Origin of the sequence: Streptomyces sp. NPDC051940, from assembly GCF_040680895.1 — a bacterium.
Taxonomy (GTDB): Bacteria; Actinomycetota; Actinomycetes; order Streptomycetales; family Streptomycetaceae; genus Streptomyces.
Genome location: NZ_JBFAXR010000055.1, coordinates 12071 through 33744, shown reverse-complemented (window position 1 = coordinate 33744; position 21674 = coordinate 12071). Strand labels below are relative to the sequence as shown.

At 73.6% G+C, this 21674-nt stretch carries 27 protein-coding genes; 16 read left to right on the top strand and 11 right to left on the bottom strand.

The annotated features are described in order from the left end of the window. Window positions 1-20: 20 nt before the first annotated feature. Window positions 21-1406 (top strand): hypothetical protein, encoded by a 1386-nt coding sequence (locus AB0M28_RS21735; protein ID WP_365407219.1) that lies wholly within the window; start codon window positions 21-23, stop codon window positions 1404-1406. A 97-nt stretch (window positions 1407-1503) separates the two neighbouring features. After that, window positions 1504-1896 (top strand): VOC family protein, encoded by a 393-nt coding sequence (locus AB0M28_RS21730; protein ID WP_365407216.1) that lies wholly within the window; start codon window positions 1504-1506, stop codon window positions 1894-1896. 27 nt (window positions 1897-1923) lie between these two features. Here AB0M28_RS21730 and AB0M28_RS21725 read toward each other — a convergent pair whose 3' ends face one another. Next, the gene (locus AB0M28_RS21725) at window positions 1924-2814 is read right to left on the bottom strand and encodes a neutral zinc metallopeptidase (protein WP_365407213.1); all 891 of its coding nucleotides are present in this window, start codon (window positions 2812-2814) and stop codon (window positions 1924-1926) included. Between the two features lie 209 nt (window positions 2815-3023). Here AB0M28_RS21725 and AB0M28_RS21720 point away from each other — a divergent pair, with 209 nt between their 5' ends. From AB0M28_RS21720 to AB0M28_RS21710, 3 genes are all read left to right on the top strand, one after another. After that, window positions 3024-4622, top strand: a complete 1599-nt coding sequence (locus AB0M28_RS21720; protein ID WP_365407210.1) for an ABC-F family ATP-binding cassette domain-containing protein — start codon at window positions 3024-3026, stop codon at window positions 4620-4622. Between the two features lie 406 nt (window positions 4623-5028). Next, window positions 5029-5250: a helix-turn-helix domain-containing protein gene (locus AB0M28_RS21715; RefSeq protein WP_323377788.1), complete on the top strand. Its 222-nt coding sequence runs from the start codon at window positions 5029-5031 to the stop codon at window positions 5248-5250. A gap of 83 nt (window positions 5251-5333) precedes the next feature. Continuing rightward, window positions 5334-6125, top strand: coding sequence for an enoyl-CoA hydratase/isomerase family protein (locus tag AB0M28_RS21710; RefSeq protein ID WP_365407208.1), 792 nt, complete (start codon window positions 5334-5336; stop codon window positions 6123-6125). Window positions 6126-6273: 148 nt separating this feature from the next. On the opposite strand, the gene AB0M28_RS21705 is transcribed toward AB0M28_RS21710, so the two are convergent. After that, a complete protein-coding gene (locus tag AB0M28_RS21705; protein WP_365407206.1) occupies window positions 6274-6864 on the bottom strand; it encodes a hypothetical protein in 591 nt (196 codons plus the stop codon). A 96-nt stretch (window positions 6865-6960) separates the two neighbouring features. Between AB0M28_RS21705 and AB0M28_RS21700 the strand changes: the two genes are divergently transcribed. The 5 genes from AB0M28_RS21700 to amaP are packed head-to-tail and all read left to right on the top strand — an operon-like array spanning window position 6961 to window position 9235. Continuing rightward, window positions 6961-7425 (top strand): Asp23/Gls24 family envelope stress response protein, encoded by a 465-nt coding sequence (locus AB0M28_RS21700; RefSeq protein WP_365407277.1) that lies wholly within the window; start codon window positions 6961-6963, stop codon window positions 7423-7425. A gap of 49 nt (window positions 7426-7474) precedes the next feature. Further along, window positions 7475-7669, top strand: a complete 195-nt coding sequence (locus AB0M28_RS21695) for a hypothetical protein (protein ID WP_365407203.1) — start codon at window positions 7475-7477, stop codon at window positions 7667-7669. A gap of 6 nt (window positions 7670-7675) precedes the next feature. After that, window positions 7676-8023 (top strand): hypothetical protein, encoded by a 348-nt coding sequence (locus AB0M28_RS21690; protein ID WP_365407201.1) that lies wholly within the window; start codon window positions 7676-7678, stop codon window positions 8021-8023. Beyond that, window positions 8020-8640, top strand: a complete 621-nt coding sequence (locus AB0M28_RS21685; protein WP_365407198.1) for a DUF6286 domain-containing protein — start codon at window positions 8020-8022, stop codon at window positions 8638-8640. The genes AB0M28_RS21690 and AB0M28_RS21685 overlap by 4 nt, the downstream gene beginning before the upstream one ends. 16 nt (window positions 8641-8656) lie before the next feature. Further along, on the top strand, window positions 8657-9235 hold the full coding sequence (gene amaP / locus AB0M28_RS21680) for an alkaline shock response membrane anchor protein AmaP (RefSeq protein WP_365407195.1): 579 nt from the start codon (window positions 8657-8659) through the stop codon (window positions 9233-9235). 7 nt (window positions 9236-9242) lie between these two features. Here the strand turns inward: amaP and AB0M28_RS21675 are convergent, their stop codons facing one another. Continuing rightward, window positions 9243-9827 carry a class I SAM-dependent methyltransferase gene (locus AB0M28_RS21675; protein ID WP_365407192.1) on the bottom strand — a complete coding sequence of 195 codons (585 nt, stop codon included), beginning with the start codon at window positions 9825-9827 and terminating at the stop codon, window positions 9243-9245. 99 nt (window positions 9828-9926) lie between these two features. Here AB0M28_RS21675 and AB0M28_RS21670 point away from each other — a divergent pair, with 99 nt between their 5' ends. Beyond that, complete coding sequence (locus AB0M28_RS21670; RefSeq protein ID WP_365407189.1) at window positions 9927-10364, top strand: MarR family transcriptional regulator; 438 nt, start codon at window positions 9927-9929, stop codon at window positions 10362-10364. A gap of 54 nt (window positions 10365-10418) precedes the next feature. On the opposite strand, the gene AB0M28_RS21665 is transcribed toward AB0M28_RS21670, so the two are convergent. The 6 genes from AB0M28_RS21665 to AB0M28_RS21640 form a co-directional block, all read right to left on the bottom strand. Beyond that, the gene (locus AB0M28_RS21665; protein ID WP_365407186.1) at window positions 10419-11174 is read right to left on the bottom strand and encodes an SDR family oxidoreductase; all 756 of its coding nucleotides are present in this window, start codon (window positions 11172-11174) and stop codon (window positions 10419-10421) included. A gap of 51 nt (window positions 11175-11225) precedes the next feature. After that, window positions 11226-12101, bottom strand: coding sequence for an SURF1 family protein (locus AB0M28_RS21660; protein WP_365407183.1), 876 nt, complete (start codon window positions 12099-12101; stop codon window positions 11226-11228). Window positions 12102-12206: 105 nt separating this feature from the next. Beyond that, window positions 12207-12440, bottom strand: a complete 234-nt coding sequence (locus tag AB0M28_RS21655) for a hypothetical protein (RefSeq protein ID WP_365407181.1) — start codon at window positions 12438-12440, stop codon at window positions 12207-12209. 118 nt (window positions 12441-12558) lie between these two features. Next, window positions 12559-13521 carry a DEDDh family exonuclease gene (locus AB0M28_RS21650; RefSeq protein WP_365407178.1) on the bottom strand — a complete coding sequence of 321 codons (963 nt, stop codon included), beginning with the start codon at window positions 13519-13521 and terminating at the stop codon, window positions 12559-12561. A gap of 45 nt (window positions 13522-13566) precedes the next feature. Next, window positions 13567-14238: a response regulator transcription factor gene (locus AB0M28_RS21645; RefSeq protein WP_365407175.1), complete on the bottom strand. Its 672-nt coding sequence runs from the start codon at window positions 14236-14238 to the stop codon at window positions 13567-13569. Then, entirely contained in the window at window positions 14235-15425 is a 1191-nt protein-coding gene (locus tag AB0M28_RS21640) for a sensor histidine kinase (RefSeq protein WP_365407172.1), read from the bottom strand. Before AB0M28_RS21640 ends, AB0M28_RS21645 begins: the two co-directional genes overlap by 4 nt. Before the next feature lie 193 nt (window positions 15426-15618). Between AB0M28_RS21640 and AB0M28_RS21635 the strand changes: the two genes are divergently transcribed. Next, the gene (locus AB0M28_RS21635) at window positions 15619-16272 is read left to right on the top strand and encodes a class I SAM-dependent methyltransferase (RefSeq protein ID WP_365407169.1); all 654 of its coding nucleotides are present in this window, start codon (window positions 15619-15621) and stop codon (window positions 16270-16272) included. Window positions 16273-16284: 12 nt separating this feature from the next. Here the strand turns inward: AB0M28_RS21635 and AB0M28_RS21630 are convergent, their stop codons facing one another. Beyond that, entirely contained in the window at window positions 16285-16659 is a 375-nt protein-coding gene (locus AB0M28_RS21630; protein WP_365407166.1) for a hypothetical protein, read from the bottom strand. A gap of 74 nt (window positions 16660-16733) precedes the next feature. Next, window positions 16734-17336 carry a TetR family transcriptional regulator gene (locus tag AB0M28_RS21625; RefSeq protein WP_365407163.1) on the bottom strand — a complete coding sequence of 201 codons (603 nt, stop codon included), beginning with the start codon at window positions 17334-17336 and terminating at the stop codon, window positions 16734-16736. Between the two features lie 92 nt (window positions 17337-17428). Here AB0M28_RS21625 and AB0M28_RS21620 point away from each other — a divergent pair, with 92 nt between their 5' ends. Genes AB0M28_RS21620 through AB0M28_RS21605 form a run of 4 tightly spaced genes read left to right on the top strand, consistent with a single transcriptional unit; the run spans window position 17429 to window position 21645 of the window. Next, on the top strand, window positions 17429-18235 hold the full coding sequence (locus tag AB0M28_RS21620; protein WP_365407160.1) for an acetoacetate decarboxylase family protein: 807 nt from the start codon (window positions 17429-17431) through the stop codon (window positions 18233-18235). Next, the gene (locus tag AB0M28_RS21615) at window positions 18235-19119 is read left to right on the top strand and encodes an SDR family NAD(P)-dependent oxidoreductase (RefSeq protein ID WP_365407157.1); all 885 of its coding nucleotides are present in this window, start codon (window positions 18235-18237) and stop codon (window positions 19117-19119) included. The genes AB0M28_RS21620 and AB0M28_RS21615 overlap by 1 nt, the downstream gene beginning before the upstream one ends. Window positions 19120-19132: 13 nt before the next feature. Next, window positions 19133-20410 carry an amidohydrolase family protein gene (locus AB0M28_RS21610; RefSeq protein ID WP_365407154.1) on the top strand — a complete coding sequence of 426 codons (1278 nt, stop codon included), beginning with the start codon at window positions 19133-19135 and terminating at the stop codon, window positions 20408-20410. Further along, window positions 20407-21645, top strand: a complete 1239-nt coding sequence (locus AB0M28_RS21605) for an amidohydrolase family protein (protein WP_365407151.1) — start codon at window positions 20407-20409, stop codon at window positions 21643-21645. Before AB0M28_RS21610 ends, AB0M28_RS21605 begins: the two co-directional genes overlap by 4 nt. Window positions 21646-21674: the final 29 nt, after the last annotated feature.

Here is a 21674-nt window from a genome sequence, read left to right as displayed (position 1 = left end):
GAAGCGTTCCGCTCCGACTCGTGCGCAAGCATCCCCAGCAGGCGGCCGCGACTGCCCGCCGGGCGGTCACCGACCGGGCCGTGCGCCCGGCCCCCAAGCCGCCGGAGGGCATCGCCCCCGCGCGTACGCTCGCCGCGCAGGCCCGCCGCACCCTCGCGGGTGCCGCCCGCGTCGCGCACTGGGCGGAGGCCGTCGGCACCCCCAGCCGGATCGCCGCGGCGGAGGCCGCCGAGCAGCTCGGCACCACGCCCGCCGAGGTCGTCGCCGACTGGGCCCGGGCCCGGCTGGCCGGCCTGATCGAACTGCACGGCGAGACCGCCCGCCCCGGCTGGCGGCTGCGCGCCTGGAACAGCGACGACGGCGCGGTGCTGCGCGGCTGGGTCGCCCTCTTCGACGCGTGGTCGTTCGCCCATCCGGCCGCCGAGCAGGAGTCCGCGGAGGCGGTCGCCGAGGTCGTCGAGGCGATGCCGCAGCCGCTCGCCCTGCTGCACCTCACGGGCGGACCGGTACGCGTCCCCACGCTGCTCGACATCCTCCAGCAGCGGGTCGCCGAGATCCGCACGGAGCGCTGCGAGGTCCCGTACGACGAGGAGGGCCTGCCGCTGCCCGGCGGCACGGACGAGGCCGCACCCGCGCCCGCGGGGCCGGTACGGGCCGTCACCGCCTCCGACGACGGCGTGCTGCCCCGGCTGCTCGACTGGGCGCTGGCCGGATACGCGTCCGTGGGAGCGCTCACGCGCGACGAGGAGCGGGACGAGGTCACGCTCACGCCGCTGGGGCACTGGGCGGTGTGGACGAAGATCGAGCAGATCTGCGTGGCCGCGCAGAGCCCCGTGGGCGGGAACATCGAACAGCCGGCCGCCGCGATGCTCCGCGGCTGCGCCGGGCTCACCCCGGGCCCGGCCCGGGCCGAGTACCGGGCGTGGTTCGCCGCCCGGCCCACGTCGACGGCGGTCGCCGAACTGCTCGACGCGGCGCGCGGCGACGACGCGCTGCTGCGCGGGCTCGCCTTCGAGGCGCTGCGGGTCGTCGGCGCGGCGGCGGAGCCCGCGGTGCGGGCGGTGCTCGGAGAGACGGTTCTGCGGCCGTACGCGCTGCTGTGGCTGGCCGAGCAGGAGGGGGCGGACCCCGAGGACGCCCCGTCGGTGCTCAGCCGTACGGAGGCCACGTGGCTGTGGGTGGACACGGCCGCGGCCGTGGTCGACCACGGCGAGGAGCGCCTGCTCGTGCGCCATCTCGAGTCGGCCGTCCAGGCGACGGTCCCCGAACTGCTCGCGGAGGTGCGCGCGGCGGGCCACCCGCGCACGGTCCAGGTCCTGGTGGCGCTGGCGGCGGCGCACCCGGACCCCGCGCTGGCGAAGGCGGTCCGGCGGGCGGCGTTCGAGGTGCACAAGGGCGGGGCGTAGGCCAACCCCGCCGGTGACCGGAGGGCGAGTGTCAGACCCCGGTGGGATGCTGTGTGATGAGACCTGGATCACATTCCCCGCGTGGAAGGACTGGCACATGTCCGGCATCTACCCGACCCTGCTGTACGCCGACGCGAAGGCGGCCCTCGACCAGCTGACGGAGGCGTTCGGCCTGGAGCGCATCGCGGTGTTCGAGGACGACGACGGCACGGTCGCCCACGCGGAACTCGGCTACGCGGGCGGCGCGGTCATGCTCGGCACGAAGGGCAACGGCGGCGTCTTCGACCAGGCGATGAAGAACGCGGGCCCCTGCGGCGTCTACGTGGTGGTGTCCGACGTCGACGCCCACCACGCCCGTGCGGCGGCGGCGGGGGTGGAGATCGTCATGCCTCCGACCGACCAGGCGTACGGCGCGCGCGACTACATGGCCCGCGACCTGGAGGGCAACATCTGGAGCTTCGGCACGTACGCCCCTGGGGGGCGGGGTTAGCGGCTCCTCCCACGCGGTGGGCCGACGTCACCGAAACGTGTCACACATCCCCATATCGCCCTCCCGCAGCCCCCGCGCGAACCACTGCTGCCGCTGCGCCGCCGAGCCGTGTGTCCACGTCTCGGGCGTGATCCGCCCCGTGAATCGTTCCTGGATGCGGTCGTCGCCCACCGCCGCCGCCGCGTCGAGGCCGTCCCGGACGTCCTCGGCCGTGATCGACGTGATCAGCGGCCGCCCCGTACCCGGCTGGGGCGTCGACTGCGCGTGGTGCGCCCACACTCCGGCGTAGCAGTCCGCCTGGAGCTCCAGGCGCACCGAGTTGCTCGCCGTGCCCTGGCCGCTGTCCGGTCCGATCCGGTCCATGACGCCCGTGAGGTACTGCACATGGTGCCCGTACTCGTGGGCGATGACGTACGCCTGCGCGAACGGGCCGCCGCTGGCCCCGAAGCGGCTCTGGAGCTCGTCGAAGAAGGTCAGGTCGAGGTAGACCTGGTTGTCGCCGGGGCAGTAGAACGGCCCGACCGCGGAGGACGCGCTGCCGCACGCGGTGCGCACCCCGCCGGAGTAGACGACCGTGTCCGCGTCCCGGTACGTACCGCCGCGGCGCCGGAACTCCTGTGACCAGAACGACTGCACGCTGTTGACCACGCCCACCACCCGGCAGTCCGTGCTCGCGTTCGCGTCCGCGCCCGTCCGGCACTGCCGCGCCAGGTCCGCCGCCGTCGTGGTGGCCGGTTCCGGCTCGCCCTCGTCCGTGAGGCCGAGGCGGTCCGTCCCCACCCCGAAGAACAGCCCGACCAGCGCCACGATGAGCCCGATCAGCCCGCCCGCCTTGACCGCCGGCGTGCCCAGCCGCCCTCTGCCCCGGACGTCCTGGACCTGCGAGGTGTCCAGGTCGGCCTTGTCATCGAACTGCATGCAGCCGAGTATGGTTCAAATAAGCCATACCCGCCCTTTCCAGGGCATTACGCCAGGCATCGGCGCCCGAGACCGGCCGCGAAAAGCGCTTGCCGCCCCCGGATACACTGGGCCCATGGCCCATCTCCTCGTGCACTAGACCGACGTCGCACGACCGCGAAGCCCCCGTTCAGACGTCCGTCCGTTTTCCCCCTGCCCTGGAGTAGTCCGTGATCACCGCCACCGGCCTGGAGCTGCGCGCCGGCGCCCGCGTCCTCATCGAGTCCGCCACCTTCCGTGTCGCCAAGGGCGACCGCATCGGCCTGGTCGGCCGCAACGGCGCGGGCAAGACCACCCTCACCAAGGTGCTGGCCGGCGAAGGGCAGCCGGCCGCCGGAGCCGTCGCCCGCAGCGGCCAGGTGGGCTACCTCCCGCAGGACCCGCGCACCGGCGACCTCGACGTGATGGCCCGCGACCGCGTCCTGTCCGCCCGCGGCCTCGACGTGATGATCCGCAAGATGCGCGAGGACGAGGAGCGGATGGGCACCGGGAAGGGCGCCACCCGCGAGAAGGCCATGAAGCGCTACGAGCGGATGGAGACGGAGTTCCTCACCCGCGGCGGTTACGCCGCCGAGGCCGAGGCCGCCACCATCGCCGCCAGCCTGGGCCTGCCGGACCGGGTGCTGGGCCAGCCCCTGCACACCCTCTCCGGCGGTCAGCGCCGCCGTATCGAGCTGGCCCGGATCCTCTTCTCGGACTCCGACATCCTGCTGCTCGACGAGCCGACGAACCACCTCGACGCCGACTCCATCACCTGGCTGCGCGACTATCTGAAGACGTACCACGGCGGCTTCATCGTCATCTCCCACGACGTCGACCTGGTCGAGACCGTCGTGAACAAGGTCTTCTACCTCGACGCCAACCGGTCCGTCATCGACGTCTACAACATGGGCTGGAAGCTGTACCTGGCCCAGCGCGAGGCCGACGAGAAGCGCCGCCGCCGCGAGCGGCAGAACGCCGAGAAGAAGGCCGCCGCCCTCAACGCCCAGGCCGACAAGATGCGCGCGAAGGCCACGAAGACCGTCGCCGCCCAGAACATGGCCCGCCGCGCGGAGAAGCTGCTGTCCGGTCTGGACGAGGTGCGCCAGTCCGACAAGGTCGCCAAGCTGCGCTTCCCCGAGCCCGCGCCCTGCGGCAAGACGCCGCTGATGGCCGACGGCCTGTCGAAGTCGTACGGCTCGCTTGAGATCTTCACCGACGTCGACCTGGCGATCGACAAGGGCTCCCGCGTCGTCATCCTCGGCCTCAACGGCGCCGGCAAGACCACCCTGCTGCGCCTGCTCGCCGGGATCGAGACTCCCGACACCGGCTCCGTCCAGCCCGGCCACGGCCTCAAGCTCGGCTACTACGCCCAGGAGCACGAGACCCTCGACCCGGACCGTACGGTGCTGGAGAACATGCGCTCCTCCGCGCCGGACATGGATCTGGTGGAGGTCCGCAAGATCCTCGGCTCGTTCCTCTTCTCGGGCGACGACGTCGACAAGCCCGCCGGGGTCCTCTCCGGCGGTGAGAAGACCCGTCTGGCGCTCGCCACGCTCGTCGTCTCCTCGGCGAACGTGCTGCTGCTCGACGAGCCCACCAACAACCTCGACCCCGCCAGCCGCGAGGAGATCCTCGGCGCGCTGCACACGTACTCGGGCGCGGTGGTCCTGGTGACCCACGACGAGGGCGCGGTCGAGGCGCTGCAGCCGGAGCGCATCATCCTGCTCCCGGACGGCGTCGAGGACCTGTGGGGCGAGGACTACGCCGACCTGGTCGCGCTCGCCTGAGCCCGGGGCGGGCTCAGGCAGGCCCCGACTGCCCGAGCCCTGCCTCGCTGAGGCCCCCGTTTGCGGTCCCTCCGGCCACTGATCCACTAGTTCTGGATCATTCGGCCCATGGGTGATCCATCATCTGAGTGAGTCCCCCTCATCCCCCGGCGCGCCTCTCCGGCCGGGGGCGCATCGCCGCGGGGGTGCGCTCCCGGCTTCCGCGGCACGCTTCTGACCAGCCCTTTTGTGAAGGGAACCGCTTTCGGTCACCGCCCCGCGGTGCCGGAATTCGACGCTCCGGATCCACTCGCGGGCGCCCGCCGGAAAAACCTGTTGACGCGGACCTTGCCGAATGGGTGGCCATCACGGGATAAAGGGGTGATCATGAGAGTCGCAGAGCGCACTTCCGTATGAGGAGGCACGGGTGGCCGAGACTCTGAAGAAGGGCAGCCGGGTTACCGGCGCCGCGCGCGAAAAGCTCGCGGCAGACCTGAAGAAGAAGTACGACTCCGGTGCGAGTATCCGGGCGCTGGCCGAAGAGACAGGCCGCTCCTATGGATTCGTGCACCGGATGCTGAGTGAATCCGGCGTGACCCTGCGCGGTCGCGGCGGCGCGACGCGGGGCAAGAAGGCGGCCTCCTCCTGAGGCCGTGGTTCTTTCCCGCACAGCGGCAGTAGCAGTGTCACCCGGCCGTCCCCTCGGTCGGCCGGGTGGTTACTGTTCGGTATATGACTGAGCTGCTGAACAAGGACGGGGTCCGGGTCGTCCTCGGCGGTGACGGAGACTCCGTCGCCACGGTGACCCTCGACAATCCCGCCAAACGCAATGCGCAGACGGCCGCCACCTGGCGTGCCCTCGCCGAGGCCGGACGGCTGTTGCCCGGATCGGTGCGGGTGGCCGTGCTGCGCGCAGAAGGTAAATCCTTCTCGGCCGGCCTCGACCTCGGGGTCATCTCGCCCGAAGGTATTCCGGGTATGCCCTCGTTTCACGAGCTGGCGCGCTATCCGGAAGACCGGCTCGACGGCGCCATCGCCGAATACCAGGAGGCATTCACCTGGTGGCGGCGTAATGACATCGTTTCCCTTGCCGCCGTTCACGGACATGCGATTGGAGCGGGCTTTCAGCTGGCTCTGGCATGCGATCTGCGGGTATGTGCGGATGATGTCCAGTTCGCGATGCGGGAGACCGGTCTGGGGCTGGTCCCGGACCTCGGTGGTACCCGGCCCCTCGTCGAACTCGTGGGTTACGCACGCGCGTTGGAGATCTGTGCCACGGGGCGGTTTGTGCGGGCCGAGGAGGCCGAGCGGGTGGGTCTCGCGAATCTCGTCGTCCCGCGTGCGGCGCTCGACGACGCGGTGTCCGATCTGACCGGTGCGCTGCTTGCCGCTCCGCGGGATGCGGTCGTCGAGACCAAGGCGCTGCTGCGTGGGGCGCTTTCGCGGTCGTACGACGAGCAGCGGGCGGCGGAGCGGGCGGCTCAGGGTCGCAGGCTGCGTGACCTCGCGGGGGTCGGCGAGTAGGTGTCACGGGCCCCCGCTGCTCGCGTTCGCGCTGCGGGGGCTTCGCCCTCGGTCCCCTTTCGCGGGCTGCGCCCGCTTTTCGCGCCTGGACGGCGCTCGGCCTCAAACGCCGGCCGGGCTGGTGGTGCGACTCTCGCCCTGACGCTGGTCACCCGAACCCCGTCACCAGTACCGTCACTCGTTTTGGGGCCAGTTGGGTGCGGGCTTCGTGGGCTGCATCCAACGGGGGGTGGCCCGTTGCCGCCCGGATGTGTGCCTCGGCGTGGTCCGGGGTTTCGCGGGCGATCCGCATGTCCGCGAGGGGGGAGCCCGCAGCCCGCGGGGGCTCGGGGGAGGCCGGCGGTGGTACCTCGTTCACCAGCGCCGCGATGTGGACGTCCACCGTGTCCACGAGCAGCCCGAGTTCGTCCTCCGCCGTGCGCAGGAGAGCCAGCCGCAGCGCCGTCGCCGCCTCCCGCAGGGGTACCCCGTGCCCTGCCTCGCACTGGCACTCGATACGGAGCGGACCCGGCGGCAGCGCGCTGGCCGGGGGCGGGACGGCGGGTTCGCCGGCCGTCTCGGGGTCCGCCAGCGCGAGCCGTACCGACGTCGGGCGCAGGCCGGGGGCCGCGCAGCGCATCAGCACCGACGCCGCCGCGGACTCCGCGATCCACGTGCCCTCCGCCGCGTCGCCGAGCGGCAGGAGCCGGCCCAGCGCCAGCTGCGCCCGTACGGCCTGTGCCCAGTGCTCAACCGCCATGCGGCCATCCTGCCGTATCAGGCGCCGCCGGATAGTGTGGCCCTACGCGATGAGTCGGTCGGCGAAAGGCTTGGGACGGTGAACAGCGAGACGACCATCCAGGAGTCCGCCACGGCAGACCCGACACCCGTACGGCAGCCGGCGACACGGCGCGGGACCGGTGATCCGGCCACCCGGGGGCGTACCACCATCGCCGACGGAGTGGTCGCGAAGATCGCCGGGCTGGCGGCGCGCGACGTGGTCGGCGTGCACGCCATGGGCAGCGGGCTCTCCCGCACGATCGGGGCCGTACGCGAACGGGTGCCCGGCGGGGGCGGCAGCCGCACCCTGGCCGGGGTCAAGGCCGAGGTGGGCGAGCTGCAGACGGCCCTCGACCTGGAGATCGTGGTCGACTACGGGGTGGCGATCGCCGAGGTCGCCCGTTCCGTACGGGAGAACGTGATCGCCGCGGTGGAGCGGATGACGGGCCTCGAGGTGGTCGAGGTCAACATCGCCGTCAGCGATGTGAAGCTGCCCGAGGACGAAGAGGACGACGAGGCGGAGCAGCCCCGGCTGCAGTAGCAGCCGGCCCGCGGACACCGATACGCAGCGGACAAGGGGAGCGCACACGATGAGCATGGCAGTGGTCGGCCTGATCGCCGGCATGGCGCTCGGCTTCGCCGGTTACTTCGGCGGGTTCGGGGCGTTCCTGCTCGTGGCCGCGCTCGGGGGGATCGGTTTCGTCGTCGGGCGGGTGCTCGACGGCGATCTGGAGCCGGGCGACTTCTTCCGCCGCCCGAGCGAGCGCGAAGACCGGCGCAGGTGAGGGGCGTTGACCGCGGCCGAGACGATTCCCCCGCACGAGCGGGGCTCCACCCGGATAGAGGACCGGGTGATCGCCAAGATCGCCTCGCAGGCGGCGCGTGAGGCCCTGCGCGGCGCTCCGGGAACCGAGTCCCGCCACGCCGCCGTCGTACGGCGGGGGGCGACCGCCCGGATCCGGGTGGGCGTGGAGCTGGGCTTCCCGTCCGACATCCGCGCGCAGTGCACCGTGGTGCGCGGCGCGGTCGCCGAACGGGTGCTGGAGCTGGCCGGGCTGACGGCGGAGGAGGTGGCGGTCGAGGTGGAGCGGCTGCACGCGCTGGACGTGGAGCGGCCCCGGAAGGGGAGGGTGCGATGAGCGACGAGAGCGGCACGCTGCTCGGCGAGCAGCGCGAGGCGGCCTCCGGTTTCGCGGAGGGGGAGCAGCCCGAGGACGAGTGGCGCTTCTGGTCGTCGCGCCGGGTGCCCGCCGCGCTCGCCGCGGGCGCGGTGGTGCTGGTCGGCGGGATGTTCCTGTACGACATCGTGTCCGTACGGGCCGAGCAGCCGGCCATGGCCTGGCGTCGGCGCCTCGCGGACGAGCTGGCGACGCGCCCCCTGGACGACCCCTGGGTGCTGCTGGTCGCGGTGGTGGTGCTGCTGCTCGGCGCCGTGCTGATCGTGCTGGCGGCCACGCCGGGGCTGCGCGGGCTGCTGCCCATGAGCGGTGCGTCCGGCGATCTGCGGGCGGGACTCGAGCGGGCCGCGGCGGCCGTGGTGCTGCGGGACCGGGCGATGCAGATCTCCGGCGTGCAGTCGGTGCGGGTCGAGGTGGGGCGCCGGTCCGTCGTGGCGCGCGCGGACGCGCACTTCCGGTCGCTGGACGACGTACGGGTCGATCTGGAGGCCGTGCTCGGCGAGGGGATCCGGGAACTGGGACTGGTCCGGCGGCCGGCGCTGAGCGTGTCGGTGCGGCGGCCGGCGGCCAAGGGCTGAGGGACGGGTGAGGGGGATGCTGGCGATCGTCAACCGGGTGCTGCTGGGCCTGGGCGGAGCGGTGCTCGTCGTGGGCGCCGCGGGTGTGCTGGCCTCGGCCGCGGGCGTGCCGTGGACGCCGTACGACGGACCGGACGACGTGCTGCTGAGTCGGGGGACGCGGGAGCGGCTGTCGGCCCACGACTGGTGGTGGCCGGTCGTCATCGGCTCGCTGTCGGTGCTGATCCTGCTCGCGCTGTGGTGGCTGTTCGCCCAGCTGCGGCGGCGCCGGCTGGACGAGGTGCTCATCGAGCAGGGCGAGTCCGGCTCCGCCCCGCTGATCCTGCTGCGGGGGCGGGCGCTGGAGGACGTGCTGGCCGAGCGGGCGCAGCAGATCGACGGCGTCGAACGGGCCCACGTCTTCCTCTCGGGCCGCCGTACGTCCCCGCGCGCCCGCATCGGTCTGCTGCTGGGCCCCCGGGCGCAGCCGGCCTCGGCGGTCACGGACCTGCGCTCCGGCGCCCTGAAGGCGGCCGCCGACTCCACGGGCCTGTCCGGCCTCCCGTCGGAGGTCCGCCTGCGCGCGGTGAAGCACCGGCCGGAGCGGGTGACCTGACGGCGGCTCAGCGGGACGTGTCGTCCAGCGCCAGCCGCTGGTAGAGCGCGAGGGGCAGCGCGCCCGCGCGGACGAGTGTGCGGGTCGTGGTGCGGTCGTGGGCGGCGGCCGCAGCCCGGGCCGGGGCGGCGGAGATCCAGCGCATGTCGTAGATCCAGAGTGTGCCGTCCGGGCGCAGCACCCGGTCCAGCGAGGCGATCACGGCCGCCGGGTCCGCCCAGTGGTGCATGCTCGCGGTCGAGACGACCACGTCCACCGAGTCGGCGGGGTGGTCGAGGGCGGACAGGTCCGCGACCGTGAAGGTCACCCGGTCCGTGAGCCCGTGACGGTCCGCCAGGGCGGTGGCGGTCTTCACCATGCCGGGGGAGAGGTCCATCCCCGTCACGCGCAGGTCCGGGCGCAGCTCGGCGAGCTGGACGGCGACCCGCCCCGTCCCGCAGCCGGCGTCCAGCACCGTGCCGCTCCGCGGCGCGGCGGCGGCGACGTCCTGCGCCACCCGCCGGTGGAAGGCGCGGAACACGCGGGCCGCGTGCCGGTCGTAGGCCTGTCCGTCCGCGAAGTGGTGAAGCTGCTTGCGCCGTGTCCCGTGCATGGCTCCTCCTATGATGGTTGACAGCGGCAACCGTTGTTCATCGATGCTAGTCGCAACCGTTGTCGCTATCAACCGTTGATGCTCGCAAGGGAGTGCGCAGTGCCGGAAGCCCAGGCCCAGCAGTTGGAGAGGCTGCTAGCGACCCTGCTGGCGATGACGGCACGGCACGCCGAGTCGAGCGAGGAGCACCTTCTCGTGGAGCTGCTCGCCGCCGGTGAGGTCACCCAGCAGCAGATCGCGGACCGGCTCGGGCTGGACAAGAGCCGGATCAGCCGTCTGTGCACGTCGCTGGAGCGCAAGGAGCTGCTCGTCCGCGTCCGTGACGAGTCCAACCGGCGCAACCTCAGCCTCCGTCTCAGCCCCGCGGGCAGGGCGGAGGCCACACGGCTGCGGCGGGCCTGGCGGGAGCGGCACGCGCGGATCCTGGCGGCGATGACCCCGGCGGAGCGGGACGGGCTCCTGCTCGGACTGGGCGCACTGGCACGCCAGATGGCGGCGGTGCACCACGAGCACGAAGGGCACCGGCCCGCACCGTGAGCACGACGGGCCCGCCGCGCGTCCGCCGAGCTGAAGACCTGACGCCCGACGGCGTCAGAACCCCTTCATCGCCCCGCCGTCCACCGGCAGCATCACGCCGGTGAGATACGACGCCGCGGGCGACAGCAGGAACGCGGCCGCCTTGCCGAACTCCTCGGGGCGGCCGTACCGGCCCAGCGGGATCGTCGCCGACTGGCGCTGCCGCGCCGCGTCCGCGTCTCCGGAGAGTGAGTCGAGTTCGCGCACGCGGTCGGTGTCGATCCGGGCGGGCAGCAGGCCGACGACGCGGACGCCCTTCGGCCCGAGCTCGTTCGCCAGGGACTTCGCGAAACCGGCCAGTCCCGGGCGCAGTCCGTTGGAGATGGTCAGCCCCGGCACCGGCTCGTGCACCGACGACGACAGCACGAAGCCGATCACGCCGCCCTCGCCCAGCTCGCCCGCGGCGGCGCGGGCGAGCCGCACCGCGCCGAGGAAGACCGAGGCGAAGGCGCTCTCCCACTGCCCGTCGGTCAGCTGGGCCGCGGGACCCGCCGGCGGGCCGCCAACGCTGATCAGCACGCCGTCCAGCCGTCCGAAGTGCTCCCGCGCCGCGCCGATGAGCCGTCCAGGGCTCGCCGGATCGGCGTTGTCCGCGCCGACGCCGACGGCGCCCTCGCCCAGCTCCGCCGCGGCCTCCACGGCCTTCTTCTCCTCGCGCCCGGAGACGATCACCTTCGCGCCGTCGGCGAGCAGCTGCTCCGCGGCGGCGCGACCCAGCCCCCGGGTGGCGCCGGTGACGATGTAGACACGGCCTTCGAGTTCAAGATCCATGGGGTCAGTCTGCCGTGACCGGCTCGGCCCGCGCCAGGGACGGGGCGAGGGTCAGTCCGCGGCCGCGTGCTGCGCCGCGGCGGCCGCAGTGGTGTCCGCCGCGTCCGCCGTGTCCGCCGCGTCCGTCTGCTCCGGTGCGTCCGTCTCCTCCGGTGCGGGGGCGGCGGCGCGCTCGGCGCGGTCGCGGCGCTCCCGGCGTACCAGCACCCACCAGCCGAAGGGCACCGCCGCGGCGAAGATCCACCACTGGATCGCGTACGCCAGGTGCACGCCGATGCTGCTGTGGTCCGGCTCGGCGACCGGCTGCGGCTGCTTGCCGCCCGGCTTCGGCGCGGTGGCGGTGAGCTGGATGTAGCCGCCCAGGACGTCGCCGGTCAGGCCGTCCGCCGCCTGCTGCTCGCTGTTGATCAGCATGACCTGGCGGTCGGGGAGGCCCTGGCGGTCGCGGATACCGCTGGCCGACGTGGTCTCGTCGGCGCGCAGATAGCCGGTGACCGTGAGCTCGCCGGCGGGGGCCTTCGGGACGTCGGGGAAGGTGGTGAGGTCGTTGCCGGCCGGGATCCAGCCCCGGTTCACCAGGACCGTGCCGGAGCCGTCGGCCAGCCGCAGCGGGGTGACGACGAAGTACCCCTGCTGCCCGTCCTCGTCGGTGCGCTGGCGTACGACGACCTCGTGGGCGGCGTCGTAGGTGCCGGTGCCGGAGACGCGGCGCCAGGTGTCGGCGCGCGGGATGTCACGGCCCGGGCCGGAGAGCTCCCGTACGGGTACGGGGGCGGCGCCGAGGTTCCCCGCGACGAGCTCGTTGCGCGCGACGCGGGCCTCGTGCCGGTGGTACTGCCAGAAACCCAGCTTGATCATCACCGGGATGAGGAGGATGGCGACCAGGGTGAGGACCACCCATTGCCGGGTCAGGAGAAAGCGGTACACACCACGACGGTACAACCCGGCCGGCGGCGCCCCGCGGCCGGGTCGTTACGTGGGTGACGAAGCGCGCCGCCGGGTCCGACGTGGGAGTCGGAGTCCCGCCGCCGGTCAGACGTGGGTGACGATTCCCTTGACGCCCTCGGCGCGGGCGCAGTGCGCGCCGCAGTACCAGTGGCCCTCGGACTCCACGCCCTGCCCGATCACCTGGCAGCTGCAGTGCTCGCAGATCGGTGCCATCCGGTGGATCGCGCAGGCGAAGCAGTCGAAGACGTGCACCTGGCCCTGCGCGTGCACCTCGAAGGACATGCCGTAGTCGTTGCCGCAGACTTCACATCTAGCCATGCGGAAAGAGTGCGACCGTCCGCGCCGGTCGGCCAGCCGCCCTGCGGGTGTGCCGTACGGGTTCACCTGATTGCAGGGGCGGCCTCGCGGGGGCGCCGGGGCGCCGGTGGCGCGGCGGTCAGTCCTCCGCCGGCGCGACGTGCTGCAGCAGCTGGATGAACGACGTCTCGTCGACCACCGGCGTCCCGTACAGCCGGGCCTTGCCGACCTTGCCCGTCGGGGCCTGCGGGTCGTTCGTCACCAGCAGGCTCGTCAGCCGCGACACGCTCCCGGCCACATGCAGACCGGCGGCCACCGCCCGGTCCTCCAGCAGCTCGCGGTCGACCGACGTGTCACCCGAGAAGGCGACCCGCATACCCTGCGCCAGCCGGCCGCCCGGCTCGAAGCGGCCCGGGTTCGGGTACGGGCTCGGCGGCAGCCTGCGCGCCGGGCGCCAGCTCCGCCACGGCTGCTGCGCCGGCACCCCCGGGGTGTCCACCGGGTCCGACCACTCCGTCAGCGGCTGGCACGCCAGCAGCGGCAGCGGCAGGCGCGCGGCGGCGGCCTGGCGCAGACTCGGCCGGAAGATCTCCGTCAGCACCCGGGCGTCGTCCAGCGCGTGGTGCGCGCGCTGCTGTACGACGCCGAAGTGCGCGGCCAGCGCCTGCAGCCGCAGGCTCGGCAGCTCCAGCCGCAGGGTCTTGGCCAGCGCGATCGTGCACAACCGCTGGCGAACCGGCGGCCGGAGCCCGGCGCGCGCGTACTCCCGGGCGATCATGCCCCAGTCGAAGTTGGCGTTGTGCGCGACCAGCACCCGGCCGCGCAGCCGGTCGGCGAACTCCTCGGCGACCTCCGGGAACAGCGGCGCGTCCGCGAGCATCTCGGCCGTCAGCCCGTGGATCCACACCGGCCCGGGGCCACGCTCCGGATTGACCAGGGTGTACCAGTGGTCCTCGACCTCACCGCGCGCGTCCAGCCGGTAGACCGCCGCGGAGATTATCCGGTCGTCCTTGGCCAGACCCGTGGTCTCCACGTCGACGACGGCGTAGCCCTGCGGGTATTCGTCGGGCCAGAGGGGCGGCGCCGTGCGGTCTTCGAGCATGGTCCAGGAGCATAAGGGGCGGCACTGACACTTCCGCGCGCAGGATCACGATGTTGACGACCCGCGCGGGGTGACAAGTCCGGATTCGTACGCGAAGACCACGAGCTGCGCCCGGTCCCGCGCGCCCAGCTTCGCCATCGCCCGGCCCGCGTGCGTCTTGGCGGTGACCGGGCTGATGTGCAGCCGGGCGGCGATCTCCCCGTTCGTCAGGCCGCGTCCGACGAGGGCCGTCACCTCGCGCTCCCGCTGGGTCAGCGTCCCGAGCCGGTCGTCGGCGGCGGCGGGGCGCGGGCCCGTGACGTACTCCAGGATCAGCTTCCGGGTCACCTCGGGGGAGAGCAGCGCGTCACCCCGCGCCGCCACCCGCACGCCGTGCAGCAGGTCCTCCGGCGGCATGTCCTTGAGCAGGAAGCCGCAGGCGCCGGCGCGCAGGGCGTCGAACACGTACTCGTCCAGTCCGTAGTTGGTGAGCATGACGACGTGGACGTCCGCGAGCGCCGGGTCGGCGGCGATCCGGCGGGTCGCCTCGATGCCGTCCGTACCGGGCATCTGGATGTCGAACAGGGCGACGTCCGGCCGGTGCAGCGCGGCGAGTTCGGCCCCGGCGGCGCCGTCGGCCGCCTCGCCGGTCACCTCGATGTCGTCCTCCGCCTCCAGCAGCGCGCGCAGGCCCGCGCGGATGAGCTGCTGGTCGTCGACCAGCAGTACCCGGATCACGCCTGCTCCAGCGGGAGGACGGCCCGTACCGCGAAGCCCCCTTCGGGGCGCGGACCGGTGCTCAGTTCGCCGCCGAGAGCGGTGACGCGCTCGCGCATGCCGGTCAGCCCCACCCCCGGCTCGTCCTCCCCGGACGCCTTCCCGTCGTCCTCCACGTCGATGCGAAGGGCGTCGGCGGCGTGGCGGATGAGGACGGTGGCCGCGGCGCCCGGACCCGCGTGCCGGGCGATGTTCGTCAGCGCCTCCTGCACGATCCGGTACGCCGCCCGGTCCACCGCCTCGGGCAGCGGCCCGGGTTCGCCCTCCACCGTCACGGCGGCCGGCACCCCCGCGCCCCGGGCGCGGTCCACCAGCGCGGGCAGCCGCGCCAGTCCGCTGCCCTCCTTCTCGCGCAGCACGTCCAGCGTGGCGCGCAGCTCGCGGGCGGCGTCGGCGCTGGCCTCCTGGATCGCCAGGAGCGCCGCCGGGACCTCCTCACCCCGCTTGCGGTGCAGATGGACGGCGACGCCGGCCTGCAGGGTGATGACGGAGATGGAGTGGGTGAGCGAGTCGTGCAACTCGCGCGCGATCCGCAGCCGCTCCTCACCCGCCCGCCGGCGCGCGGTCTCCTCCCGGGTGCGCTCCGCCTCCTCGACGCGGCGGCGTGCCTGCTCCACGTACGCCAGATAGGTACGCCGCATCTCCGCGGTCACCGCCCCCGCCACCAGCCAGCCGACCACCAGGAAGCGCCGCTCCAGGGCAGACGCCAGCTCGTCCGACGGGCCCAGGATGAACGGCAGGCTCACCGCGCCCGCCACCAGTCCCGCACCGATGACGACGGCCGTCGCCCGCCGGTGGCCGAGCCGGACGGCGGTGTAGACGGCGATCAGGACGGGCACCACGGGGCTGCCGTCCGGATAGCCGCGCAGCTGGTAAGCGAAGACGCAGCCGACCGCCAGCAGCAGCACGGCGACCGGTGACCGCCGGCGGGCGAACAGCGCCAACGACGGGACGGCGGCCAGCAGATACGCCCCGGCGTCGGCCGGGACGCGGCCGTCCGGCGCGAGGGGGACCGCCGCGAGGGAGACGGCTGTGACGACGCCCACGAAGACTGATTCCCGGCTGCGCGGCGCCGGGCTCCGGCGGCTCTCACCGCCGGACAGTTCCGGCACGCCCAGCAGCTCTCGTCCTGACAACCCCACCGCCATGGGCCGACGTTATCCCGCCGCCCGCCGTCGCGCGTCGTCCCCGGGTAGCAGGAACGGTCTGCGCCTTCCGCAGCAGACGGCGGCGCGGGGGACCCCGCCGCGGCAGCCCCGGTCCGTCCCCGCGGCCGACGACGCCGCGTACGCCGGGCGCCCACCATCGGCGTAACGAAGCCCCTACCGCCGGGAGGTACCCATGCCGTTCACCGAGACCCACGAGGAAGGGATCCTCATCACCCGGGCCCGCCAGTACAACGCCCTCGTCGTCCTCCTCTTCGGCGGCCGTCGCGCCCACCTCGACCGCCGCCTCGCGCAGGCGGCCGGGGCGGCGCCGGGGGAGCGCGTCCTGGACATCGGCTGCGGCCCCGGCCATCTCGCCCGCCGCCTCGCGGCCCGGGTGGCCCCCGGCGGCGACGTGCTGGGCATCGATCCGTCGCCGGGCATGCTGCGCTACGCCCGCCGCCGCGCCGGCGGGCTCTCCAACTGCCGCTTCCAGCAGGGCGAGGCGCAGTCCCTCGACCTGCCGGCCGCCAGCCGCGACCTGGTCACCAGCACGTTCGCGATGCACCACATCCCCGCGCCGGTGCGGGAGGTGGCGCTGCGTGAGATGCACCGGGTGCTGCGGCCCGGCGGGCGCCTGCTGCTCGCCGACGCGTTCCCGAGCGGGCGGGTGGCGCCCAAGGTGGTCGCGGCCATGGGCCGCATGCACCGGCACTCGGCTCCGGACGCGGAGACGGACACCGATCTGCGCCGGTACGCGGACGCCCTCCAGACGGCGGGGTTCACCGACCTGCGGTTCACCGATCTCGCGCCCTGGACGCGGTACGTGACGGCGGTCAAGGGGGCGTAGGGGAGGCCCCGGTCAGCTTGCCGGCGTGAGCCGGGACAGCGCCGCGTCGAGCCACGGCCAGCCCTCGGTCTCCGTGTGCTCGTCGAAGCCGAGACCCTGCGCCAGCACGGCGTCCAGGAAGGCCCGTGCCGTGCCGGGGCGGTGCAGGTTGAGGTACGCGCCGTCGGCGTACCGCATCACCGCGCCGTCGTGCAGCCAGCCGTCCTGGACGCCGTAGTCCTCCCCGCTCGTGAACACCAGCGTGACGCGGCCGGGGGAGCCGTCCCGGCGCAGGGTCAGCACCTCCGCGCACACGTCGGGGGTGGGCGTCTTGTGCCGGTGCGTGACGCTCCAGCGGTAGGTGTCCGGTCCGACGGCGAGACGGCGGTAGCGGGAACGGCGGCGCATGCGCCCAGCATCGCAGGGCGGGCGGCGGCCCGTCATCCGGGTTCTGCGCGGGCTCGCTCGCCGAAGGGCACGGCTCACGCCCCGAACAGCCCGGCCACCAGCGCCTCCAGCGAGGCCGCGTACAGCCGTTCCGTATCGACCGGTCCCGCCATCTCCCGGGCCAGCACCGCGTCGTTCTGGGCCGCCGGCACGTCCCACAGCTCCGCCTCCGCGGGATGCGGAGCCGGCGCCCGCTCGCGGTTGCGCTCCACCAGCACGAACCCCACCGCGTGGAACGTCAGCACCCGCACCGCCCGGGCCGCCCGCCGCCCCCGCAGCCCCGCCGCGTGCACCTCGTGCACGAGCGCCCGCTGCGCCGGGTGGAACATCCGCTCCGTGAGCCCCCGTTCGTGCGCGAGGGCGATCAGGTGCGGATGCGAGCGGAGCTCACGGCGCAGGCCCTGCAGCAGGTGGACGACGCGCGCGGCCGGGGTCGCGCCCTCGGCCCGTACCACGGACAGCTCCCGCACCGTGCGCTCCGCGAGCGCGTCCAGCAGCTCGTCCCGGTTGCCGACGTGCCAGTAGATCGACGTCACCGCCGTGCCCAGCTCCGCCGCCAGCCCCCGCATCGTCAGGGCCGCCGTCCCCTGCCGCTTGACGAGCTCCGCCGCCACGTCTAGCACGGCGTCGGCGGTCAACGGACGGACCGTACGTGTGTCTTCACCTTTCACGCGTTCCGTTGTAACGGTGTTACAGACAGAACGCAACGACGCGAGGAAGGCGGTGCGGCATGGCACGCGTACGGTACGGCCCGCGCGACGAGGGCGAGATCAGGACGGCGCGCCGACGCGCGAGCTCCCTGCCCGACATCTGGTCGACGGGCGTCGTCGCCGTCTGGGAGAGCGATCCGGACGCCGTCGCGGCGGTGCTCCCGCCGCCCCTCAAACCCGGCGAGCGGCCGCTGGTCCGCGTGAACATCAGCCGGGTCGACCTGCCCGGCGGCCATCTCCTGGGCGCCGGCTCGTTCGCCGTGGCCGCCGAGCACGGCGGGGTGGCCGGCTGGTATCCGCTGGTCATGCCGATGACCACGGAGCGCGCTCTGACCGGCGGGCGGGAGGTCTTCGGCGAGCCGAAGAAGCTGGGCGAGGTCGCGGTGGAGCGGGACGGTCTCGTCGTACGGGCGAGCCTGGGACGGCACGGCATCGCGTTCACCGAGGTGCGCGGCGCGGTCAACGGGGAGCTGCCGCTGCCGGAGGAGACGGAGAAGACGGACTTCTACTTCAAGTTCCTGCCCGCCGTGGACGGCGACGGCTTCGACGGCGACCCGCTCCTCGTGCACTGCGTACGGCGCGAGCGGTACCGCAAGCTGGAGGCGGTCACCGGCGACGTCGTCCTGCGCGAGTCGATGTACGACCCCGTGGCCGACCTGCCCGTACGCCGGCTGCTCGAGATCACCGTCGGCGAGAAGACCACCGAGCAGCGCGGCCGCGTCGTGGAGCGGGTGAGCGCGCAGGCGCTGCTGCCGTACGTCCACCAGCGCTACGACGACCCGCAGCAGGTGCACGACGCGCCGCCGGCCGTGGGCGGTGACGCCTGATGGAGCTGGCAGCCGGACAGACCGCCGTCGTCACCGGCGCCGCGAGCGGCATCGGCCTCGCACTCGCCCGGCGCTTCGCCGCCGAGGGGCTGCGGGTCGTGCTGGCGGACGTCGAGGAGGGCGCGCTGCGCAAGGCCGCCGACGAACTGCGGGCCGCGGGCGCCGACGTCACGGCGCGGCAGACGGACGTCAGCGACCGCGCCTCCGTCGAGGCCCTGGCGGACGCCGCGTACGACGCCTACGGCGCGGTCCACGTGCTGTGCAACAACGCGGGCGTCGGCTCCGGCGCCGAGGGGCGGATGTGGCAGCACGACCCGAAGGACTGGGAGTGGGCCTTCGCCGTCAACGTCTGGGGCGTCTTCCACGGCATCCAGTGCTTCCTGCCGCGCATGCTCGCGGACGGCGGGCCCGGCCACGTCGTCAACACCTCGTCGGGGGACGGCGGTATCGCCCCGCTGCCCACGGCGTCCGTCTACGCGGTGACGAAGGCGGCCGTGGTGACGATGACGGAGTCGCTGTACGCCCATCTGCGCGCCGAAGGGGCGCCCGTCGGCGCCTCCGTCCTCTTCCCCGGCCCGCACATGCTCCGCACCGGCCTGTGGGAGTCCCACCGCAACCGCCCGGAGCGCTACGCCAAGTCCCGCCCCCGCCGCACTCCGTACCGCACCCTCGACGCCTGGGAGGCGGCCATGCGGGACGCGGGGCAGGAGGTGGTCTTCACGCCCGTGGAGGACGTCGCGGCGGAGGTCGTCGACGGCATCCGCGCCGACCGCTTCTGGCTGCTCCCGGCGAGCGAGCGCAGCGACGCGCAGATCCGCGCGCGGGCCCGGTCGATGCTCGGCCGGGAGAACCCGGCGTATCTCGAGAGCTTCATTCTGGACTGACAGGGGAGTCCCCATGCCCGACCCGTACCTGATCATCTCCTCGGACTGCCACGCCGGCCTGCCCACCGAGGACTACCGGCCGTACCTCGACAGCCGGTTCCACCGCCAGTTCGACGACTTCCTCGGCCAGCGCGAGAAGCGGCGCGAGGAGATGACCCGCCTCGGCATCCGCAACGAGGCGTTCGCGCAGAAGTGGTTCGCCGACAACGAGGAGGGCCTGCGCGGCGGCTGGGACGCCGCCCAGCGGCTGAAGGAGCTCGACGGCGACGGGGTGGCGGCCGAGGTCGTCTTCCCGGACGCCGACGCGGTGGACAGCCGGACGGCGGCGCCCTTCGGGGTGGGCCTCGGCCTGTCCGGCGACCAGGACCCCGAGCTGGGCATGGCGGGCGCGCAGGCCCACAACCGCTGGCTGGCGGAGTTCGTCTCGCACGCCCCCGAACGCCACTGCGGGGTGGCGCTGCTGCCGATCACGGCGGAGCCGTCGCGCGTCGTCGCCGAGATCCACCGGGCGAAGTCCGAGGGGCTCGGCGCCCTGATGATCCCGGCGATGTGGGTCGACAAAGCGCCTTATCACGACCGCCGTTACGACCCCGTCTGGGCGGCCGCCGCCGAGACGGGGATGCCCGTCATCACCCACTCCGGCGCCGCGCCCCGCCACGAGTACGGCGACCACCTCGGCATCTACGTCTCCGAGGTGACCTGGTGGCCGGCCCGCCCACTGTGGTTCCTGCTCTGGTCCGGCGTCTTCGAACGCCACCCCGGGCTGCGCTTCGGGATCGCCGAGTCGGGCTGCTGGTGGCTGCCGAACCTGCTGTGGTTCATGGACCGCCTCTACCTCGGCGCGCACGGCGGCAAGAAGCTCTCACCGTTCTCCGAGCTGAAGCGGCCCCCGCACGAGTACCTCGACCGGAACGTCTTCATCTGCGCCACCAACACCAAACGCCGCGAGCTGGCGCAGCGCTACGAGATCGGCGTCGACAACATCCTGTGGGGCAGCGACTTCCCGCACCCCGAGGGCACCTGGCCCAACACGCGAACCTGGCTGCGCGACACGTTCCACGACATCCCGGTGGCGGAGACGCGCCGGATGCTGGGCGAGGCGGCGGCCGCGGTCTTCGGCTTCGACACTGCGGTCCTCGCACCGGTCGCCGCGCGCGTCGGGCCCACTCCGGCGGACCTCGGCCAGCCCGACGACCAGAGCGCCGTCGAGGAGTCCTGGCGGCGCGCCCGCGACACCGGACGGCACTGGCTGACCGGACACGACTTCCCGTTCACGGGGGTGAGCTCATGAGCAGCGCCGGAACCGACCGCTACACGGTGATCTCCGCGGACTGCCACGCGGGCGCGGACCTGCTGGACTACAAGCCGTATCTGGAGCGCGCGCACCACGACGACTTCGACGCCTGGGCGGCCGCCTACGTCAATCCGTACGAGGACCTCATGGCGCCCGAGGCGGACCGGAGCTGGGACTCCGGGCGGCGGCTGGCGGAGCTGGAGGCGGACGGCATCGTCGCGGAGGTCGTGTTCCCCAACACGATCCCGCCGTTCTTCCCCAGCGGGAACCTGATGGCCCCGGCGCCGACGACGGAGGAGTTCGACCGCCGCTGGGCGGGCCTGCGGGCCCACAACCGCTGGCTCGCCGACTTCTGCGCGGCGGCGCCCGGGCGGCGGGCGGGCGTCTTCCAGGTCCTGCTCAACGACGTGGACGCGGCCGTCGCGGAGGTCCGCCGGTCGGTGTCGGCCGGCCTCACCGGCGGCGTCCTCATCCCCGGCACCCCGCCCGGCTCGGGCCTCCCCGAGCTGTACTCCCAGGCGTACGACCCGCTCTGGGCGGTCTGCGCGGAGCTCGGCGTCCCCGTCAACCATCACGCGGGGTCGGCCTCGCCGCCGCTGGGGGAGGAGCCGGCGGCGCGGGCGGTGTTCATGGTGGAGACGACGTGGTTCTCCCACCGCGCCCTGTGGCACCTGATCTTCGGCGGCGCCTTCCGCCGCCATCCCGGGCTGAAGCTGGTGCTGACGGAGCAGGGCTCGGGGTGGATCCCCGGGGTCCTGGACATGCTCGACTACTACCACTCGCGGCTCGTCGCGGCGGCCTCCCGGGCGGCGACCGCGGAGTCGAAGTTCGGCGCGGGCCTGGCGAAGGCGATGGGCAAGGGGCCCTCGGAGGTCTGGGCGGACAACTGCTTCGTCGGCGCGAGCTTCATGCGCCCGCATGAGGTGCCGCTCCGCGACCGGATCGGCCTCGACAAGATCATGTGGGGGAGCGACTACCCGCACGACGAGGGGACGTACCCGTACACGCGCGAGGGGCTGCGGACCGCCTTCGCGGGGCTGCCCCGGGAGGAGGTCGCGGCGCTGGTCGGGGGCAACGCGGCGCGGGTGTACGGCTTCGACCTCGACGCGCTCGCGCCCCTCGCGGCGCGGGTCGGGCCGACGGTGGCGGAGATCGCGGAGCCGCTGGAGAAGGCACCGGCCGACGCGACGTCGCCCGTCTTCGCGCCGGGCGGGCGTGTACGGGTGTGGTGAACGAGCGGAGCCCGGGCGGCAGGTGGCGT